Here is a 6,732-nt window from a genome sequence, read left to right on the forward strand (position 1 = left end):
GCTCGGGCCGTAATCGACGGCGATGTTCTTGGTGAGCAACACGACGCCACCCTTGGCGGCGTTGTAGCTGCTGCCGCCCGCGGTGCCCTCCAGGCCCTCGACGCTGGCGAGGGTGACGATCGACCCGCGCTCACCGTCCACTCGCGGTTGTTCGATCATCTTCGCCACCGCGGCCTTCGCCACCAGGAACGTCCCGGTGAGGTTGACTCCGATCACGCGGTCCCACTCGGCGCGATCGAGCAGGTGCACTGGGCCGCCGCCGGCCACGCCCGCCGAGTGCACGACACCGTCGAGACGGCTCGGCACTTTGGCGAACACCGCGGCGACGTCGGCCTCGTCGGTGATGTCGGCGCGGACGAACTCGAAGGCGTCCCCGAGATCCTCGGGCGGTTCGGCGAGGTCGGCCCCCACCACGGAGCCGCCCTCTGCGAGCAAGCGCTGGGCGGTGGCCAGGCCGATACCCGACGCCGCCCCGGTGACGACGAAGGTGCGCGATCCGGCGCGGTCGGAGATGCTCATCTGAGGGACTTTATGTGCCGCTGTACGGCCAGCGCCGCCAACGCCGCGGTCTCGTTGGCGGCCAGATGAGCCAGCATCGGCGCGGCGAGGCTGCCCGACCGCGCGTGCAGCCACCCGAACGCCCATCCCGCGACGCCGGTGAACAGCACCGTGCCCAGCACCGGATTGCGCGTGATGCGGGCGTCCATGATGTGCCACAGCCCGAACGCCACCGACTGCAGCAGCCGACCGCCGATCGGTTCGAACGCGTTCTCCGCGGCGGTGCCCAGAGTCGCGCGGTAGGCGATCTCCTCGGGCCAGACGGTACCGACGGGAATGTCGAACGCCATCCACCGCAGCGGATGCTCGGGAAGTTCACGCGCGGCCATTCCGCGTCGCACCGGCGGGATCGCGGTCGCCGACGCCACCCCCGCAGCGATCACCGCGCCCGCGGACAGGCCGTAGCGCAGTCCCGACCACAATGCGGGCGGGCGCAAACCGAGTGGTGGCCGGGCCAACGCGTAGAGGGCGGTACCCAGCGCGGCGTTGGCAATCGGATGGAACCGCACCCGCGGCGCGACGAAGCTCCACCCGACCATCGCGACGGCCATGGTTGCCGCACGGAACTTGCTCGCGCCCATCAGTATTCGGGTCCGTCTTCGGCTTCGGTCTTCTGCAGCGCCCTGCGGATCCGCTCGGTGTCGTGCGGCGTCCAACCGTCGGGCGGCGCGACCGCAGCCCAGCCGTCGAGGACGAAGTCACCGTAGTTGTGGCCGTGTCCGCCGGGCACCGAACCGGCGTTGGTGATGTCGGCAGCGACCTGCCAGAACGTCACGATCGGATACCACCGCATCGACGCCGTGCGGTCACGTCCCGGTGGTTCGCGCAGCCAGTCCGGCCGGGTGAACAGCAGATCCTCCGACCACCAGACGATGGGATCTGAGGGATGCTGCAGGAACAGCACCCGCGTACCCTCCCACGGCTGGGCAGTATCGCGGGCGATCTGCGCGGAGTCCGTGCCCTGGGAGAACCGCACCGTACGACCGTTGTCGTAGCGCGGTTCGACCGCCGGGGTTCCGGGGTCGCGCCGCTCGGTGATCGCCCGCCACAGCGGGCTGGCGTTCGGCGGGCCCACCCACAACACCGACGAGAATCCCATCCGCGCGATGTCGGGGATCCAGTCGAAGGCTCCTTGGCCGGCCATGGAACCGAGGCTCTCCCCGTACAGCACGAGCTCGGGCCGGCGATCCGGCGGAAGTTGTTGCCAGCGTTCGTGTATCGCATCGATCATCATGCGGCCGGAGTCCATCGACTTCTGCCGGTCACCGACGAACGAGATCCAGCTCGGCAGGAAGGAGTACTGCGAGCCGACGATCGCGGTGTCGCCGTTGTACATCATCTCCAACGCCCGCGCCGCCACCGGGTTGATCCAGCCGGTGCCCGTGGTGGGGACGATCACCAGCAGCTTGCGCTCGAACGCGCCGGTGCGCTCGAGCTCACTGAGCAGCACCGCCATCCGCTGCTCGTCGGTGTCGGCGGTATGCAGCCCGACGTAAACGCGGATCGGCTCTTTGGCGCGCGCCCCGTTCAGCTCGGTGAGCTCGTCGGCGTGCGGCCCGGTCGCCACGAAGTTGCGGCCCTGGAAACCGAGGGTGTCCCACTGCGCGAAAGAGTCGGGGCTACCGGACTTTTCGGGAGCGACGGGCTGCACGATGCCCGCTCTGGTGGTGGTGTTCTGCGGCTGGAACACCCGGTTCGCGCCGGCCAGGAAGCCTCGCACGAGCACACCGTTGATCAGCGTGATCGCGAGTACGACGACGATCGCGGTGCCGACGAAGAGCGCAACCTCGTCGTCCATCCGCCAGCGCCGGATGAAGAACCGGGCCATCGTCTTGATCAGGTCGAGCAGTACCCGCGCGGTGGCGACGCACACCCCGCCGACGAGCAGGGCGATGATCACCGTGCGCAGGTACCCGAGCGTGGTGGGGCCCTGCAGGCCCATCTCCGCCGAGACCTGCCGCTGCCAGCCGGCCGCCGGGATGAGCATCAGCACGCTTGCTCCCACCGACACCACCACCGTGGCGGTCTTGAGCGCCCACAGCACGCGCTTCGGCGGTGGCCACCACGGTCGGCGTCGTAACACGAAGCGCCGCAGCATCTTTGCGACGAAGACACCGATGCCGTAGCCGATCGCTGCGTTCAGGCCGCCGATCAGACCCTGGAACAGCCAGTCCCGCGGCAGCAGCGACGGCGTCAGCGACAGGCAGAAGAACAACGCGCCGAAGCCGACCCCGACGAAATCGAGGCGGACCAGGCTCCACGCCCAGACATAGATCGGGTGTCGTCGTCGGGTGTGCTCACTCACCCGAACAACCCGGGCAGCACACCTTCCGACGTGCTGCGCAGGTCCTCCAGGTTGACGGTGAACAGGCCCTGAACCTCGACCGCGTTGCTGGCCTGGTCGACGACGCCGATGCGGGTGGCAGGCAGTCCGCGGGCCTCGCACATGGCGCGGAACCGGCTCTCCTCGGTGCGCGGAACGGCGACAAGCACCCGGCCCGCGGATTCGGAGAACAGCAGCACGAACGGGTCGGCGTCTTCCGGAAGCACTAAGCGACAACCGGTTTCACCACGCAGCGCGGACTCGACGACAGCTTGGATCAGGCCGCCTTCCGACAGGTCGTGCGAGGCTGAGACGAGCCCGTCGCGGGACGCGGCGCTCAACACATCGGCGAGCAGCTTCTCGCGAGCCAGGTCCACCTTCGGGGGCAGTCCGCCGAGGTGATCGGCGGTGACCTGCGCCCAGATGGATCCGTCGAACTCGTCTTCGGTTTCGCCGAGCAGGATCAGCGTCTCGCCGGGTTCGTCGCCGAACCCGGTGGGGATGCGCCGCTTCACGTCGTCGATCACGCCGAGCACGCCGACGACCGGTGTCGGCAGGATCGCGGTGGTCCCGGTCTGGTTGTAGAAACTCACATTGCCGCCGGTGACCGGAATGCCCAGCGCCGCAGCGCCGTCCGCCAATCCGCGCACCGCCTGGCTGAACTGCCACATCACCCCGGGGTCCTCCGGCGAGCCGAAGTTCAGGCAGTTCGTCACCGCGATCGGGGTCGCGCCGGTCGCCGCGACGTTGCGGTACGCCTCGGCCAGCGCCAACTGCGCGCCGGTGTACGGGTCTAGCGCGGTGTAGCGACCTGATGCGTCGGTCGAGATCGCGATGCCACGTCCGGTGCTCTCGTCGACGCGCAGCACGCCGCCGTCGGCGTCCTCGGCCAGCACCGTGTTGCCGCGCACATAGCGGTCGTACTGCTCGGTGATGAAAGCGCGGCTACACAGATGCGGACTGCCCAGCAGCGCAAGCAGAGTCGCTTTGAGCTCCGCACCGGTCTGCGGCCGGGGCAACGTGGCGGAAGTGTCGGCGTTGAGCGCATCCTGGCTGTCGGGGCGCTGCACGGGTCGCTGGTAGACCGGACCCTCGTGCGCGACGGTGCGTGGCGGGACGTCGACGACGGTCTCGCCGCGCCACGTGATCTGCAGCCGATCGCCGTCGGTCACCTCGCCGATGACCGTCGCCAGCACCTCCCACTTGCGGCAGACCGCCATGAACTTGTCGACGTTCTCCGGCGTGACCACGGCGCACATGCGCTCCTGCGACTCACTCGACAGGATCTCCGCGGGCGTCATGTTGGCCGCGCGCAACGGCACGGTGTCCAGCTCGATGCGCATGCCGCCGTCGCCGGCCGAAGCGAGTTCAGATGTGGCGCAGGACAACCCGGCGCCGCCGAGGTCCTGGATGCCGACCACCAGGTCATTGGCGTAGAGCTCGAGGCAGCACTCGATGAGCACCTTCTCCATGAAGGGGTCACCGACCTGAACCGACGGCAGCTTCTTGCGGCCGGGCCCGCTTTCGTCACCGCCGAAGGTCTCGCTCGCCAGCACGGAGACCCCGCCGATGCCGTCCAGACCCGTGCGGGCGCCGAACAGAATTATCTTGTTGCCGGTCCCGGACGCGAACGCCAGATGCAGGTCCTCTTTGCGCAGCACCCCGACGCACAGCGCGTTGACCAACGGGTTGCCGCCGTAGGACGCGTCGAACACGGTCTCGCCGCCGATGTTGGGTAGCCCCAACGAGTTGCCGTAGCCGCCGATGCCGCGCACCACGCCGTCGACGACGCGGCGGGTGTCGGGCGCGTCGGCCGCGCCGAACCGCAACTGGTCCATGACCGCGACCGGGCGCGCTCCCATCGCCATGATGTCGCGCACGATGCCGCCGACGCCGGTTGCGGCGCCCTGGTAGGGCTCGATGTAGGACGGGTGGTTGTGTGATTCCACCTTGAACGTGGCGGCCCAACCGTCGCCGATGTCGACGACACCCGCGTTCTCGCCGATGCCGGCGAGCATCGTCTTGCGCATCTCGTCGGTGGTGGTCTCACCGAAGTAGCGCAGGTGCACCTTCGACGACTTGTACGAGCAGTGCTCGCTCCACATCACCGAGTACATCGCCAGTTCGGCGTCGGTCGGCCTGCGGCCCAGAATCTCGCGGATCCGCTGGTACTCGTCGTCCTTGAGACCGAGTTCGCGGTAGGGCTGCGGCTGATCCGGGCTGGCGGCGGCCCTCTCGACGGTGTCCACCTCTTGCCTCGCCCCAGACGTCACCGCGACAGTCTATCCAGTGCCGGAGCCGCGCTCAGGCGACGCAGAAGGCGTTGCCCTCCGGATCCGCCAACACCACCCATTCGAAGTCGGGGCCGAAGTTGTTGCGGCCCGTCTCGCTGGCTCCCAGACCGACCAGCCGAGTCACCTCGGCCTCCCGATCGGCGGCATGGAAATCCAGGTGCACCTTGTTCTTGCCGGGTGTCGGATCGGGCACGCGCTGAAAGCCCAATGTGGGGCCCTGTTCGCGGGCCACCATCACGAATTCGCCTGGGGCGACGGCGTTCACCTCTCCGCCGACGGCTTGTGCCCACCAGCCGGCAAGGGTGTCGGGATCCGAACAGTCGAACGTGACCATCTCCACATTGAGTGTCATGCGCCGACCATAGATCACTGCGCCGACAGAAACGCAGACAACGCCGCGGCGTAGGCCGCGACATCCTTCGCGCCCATCAACTCCCGCGCCGAGTGCATCGCCAGCTGGGGCGCTCCCACGTCGACGGTCGGGATGCCGGTACGCGCCGCTGTCATCGGCCCGATCGTCGACCCGCACGGCAGGTCGGCCCGGTGCTCGTAGCGCTGCAGCGGAACGCCGGCCTGAGCGCAGGCCAGCGCGAACGCGGCGGCGGTGCGCCCGTCCGTGGCGTAGCGCAGGTTCGGCTGCACCTTGAGCACCGGCCCGCCGTTGACCTCGATGAGATGCCCGGGCTCATGCCGCTCCGGGTAGTTGGGATGGGTCGCGTGCGCCATGTCGCCGGAGGCCACCATCGAGCCTGCCAACCGGCGCAGGAAATCCTCGCGGCCGCCGCCTTCGGTCAGCGTGATGCGCTCCAGAACAGTCGGCAGCAGGTCGGACTGGGCGCCGTGATCGGACTGCGAACCGACCTCCTCGTGGTCGAACAGCACGAGCACCGGCAGGTGGCCCTGCGGTTCGGCGGCCAGAAACGCTTCCAGCCCGGCATAGCAGGTCGCCTGGTTGTCCAGCCGCGGCGCACTGACGAGGTCGCGGTCGGCTCCGACCAGCCGCGACGGGCTCAGGTCGTGGGTCATCAGGTCCGCACCCAGCACATCGTCGGACCGCACGCCGGCCTGCCCGGCGACGAAATCCAGGAACGATCGCGGGCCGCCGCCGACGCCCCACACCGCGTTGAGGTGACGCTGCGGGTTCAGCTCGACGGCCTTGCGGTCCTCGGCCAGGTGGATGGCCAGTTGCGGCACGCGCAGGATCGGTTCGTCGATCCGGACGAGCCGATCCTCGACGGTGTTGCCGACGCGCACCGACAGCCGGCCGCTGATGCCTAGATCGCGGTCCAGCCACGAGTTCAGCCAGGCGCCGCCATAGGGCTGCAGCGCCACCACCCGCCAGCCCGCGACGAACCGGTCGGGGTGCTGCTTGACGCGCAGGTTGGGGCTGTCGGTGTGGGCGCCGACGATGCGGAACGGCAGGCCGGGGTCGGTGTTGCGCCAGGCGATGAGCGAGCCGGCGCGCACGGTGAAGAAGTTCCCGTGCGCGGGCCACTGAGCGGCCTCGGACAGTTCGCGGAAGCCGGCCTCGCGCAGCCGGTCGCCCGCGGTCGCGAT

6 protein-coding genes are annotated in these 6,732 nt (G+C 69.1%); all 6 read right to left on the bottom strand.

Going from position 1 to position 6,732, the window contains the following annotated elements; translation table 11 throughout:
* The coding region (locus tag A5663_RS21195; protein ID WP_156744596.1) for an SDR family NAD(P)-dependent oxidoreductase at nt 1–519 on the bottom strand (519 nt) is incomplete at its 3' end.
* Nucleotides 516–1,139 carry a CPBP family intramembrane glutamic endopeptidase gene (locus tag A5663_RS21200; protein ID WP_068153698.1) on the bottom strand — a complete coding sequence of 208 codons (624 nt, stop codon included), beginning with the start codon at nt 1,137–1,139 and terminating at the stop codon, nt 516–518. The genes A5663_RS21195 and A5663_RS21200, both read right to left, overlap by 4 nt.
* Entirely contained in the window at nt 1,139–2,863 is a 1,725-nt protein-coding gene (locus A5663_RS21205) for an alpha/beta-hydrolase family protein (RefSeq protein WP_068153699.1), read from the bottom strand. The genes A5663_RS21200 and A5663_RS21205 overlap by 1 nt, the downstream gene beginning before the upstream one ends.
* Nucleotides 2,860–5,130 carry a phosphoribosylformylglycinamidine synthase subunit PurL gene (gene purL, locus A5663_RS21210; protein WP_197503513.1) on the bottom strand — a complete coding sequence of 757 codons (2,271 nt, stop codon included), beginning with the start codon at nt 5,128–5,130 and terminating at the stop codon, nt 2,860–2,862. The genes A5663_RS21205 and purL overlap by 4 nt, the downstream gene beginning before the upstream one ends.
* A 55-nt stretch (nt 5,131–5,185) precedes the next feature.
* Entirely contained in the window at nt 5,186–5,527 is a 342-nt protein-coding gene (locus tag A5663_RS21215; RefSeq protein ID WP_068153702.1) for a VOC family protein, read from the bottom strand.
* A 14-nt stretch (nt 5,528–5,541) separates the two neighbouring features.
* The coding region (locus A5663_RS21220; RefSeq protein WP_197503512.1) for a M18 family aminopeptidase at nt 5,542–6,732 on the bottom strand (1,191 nt) is incomplete at its 5' end.

Origin of the sequence: Mycobacterium sp. E740, from assembly GCF_001672895.1 — a bacterium.
Taxonomy (GTDB): Bacteria; Actinomycetota; Actinomycetes; order Mycobacteriales; family Mycobacteriaceae; genus Mycobacterium.

Excerpts from the sequence above, each read along its gene's own strand:
- A5663_RS21200 (WP_068153698.1), bottom strand. The coding sequence starts at position 1,139 with ATGGGCGCGAGCAAGTTCCGTGCGGCAACCATGGCCGTCGCGATGGTC.
- A5663_RS21215 (WP_068153702.1), bottom strand. The coding sequence starts at position 5,527 with ATGACACTCAATGTGGAGATGGTCACGTTCGACTGTTCGGATCCCGAC.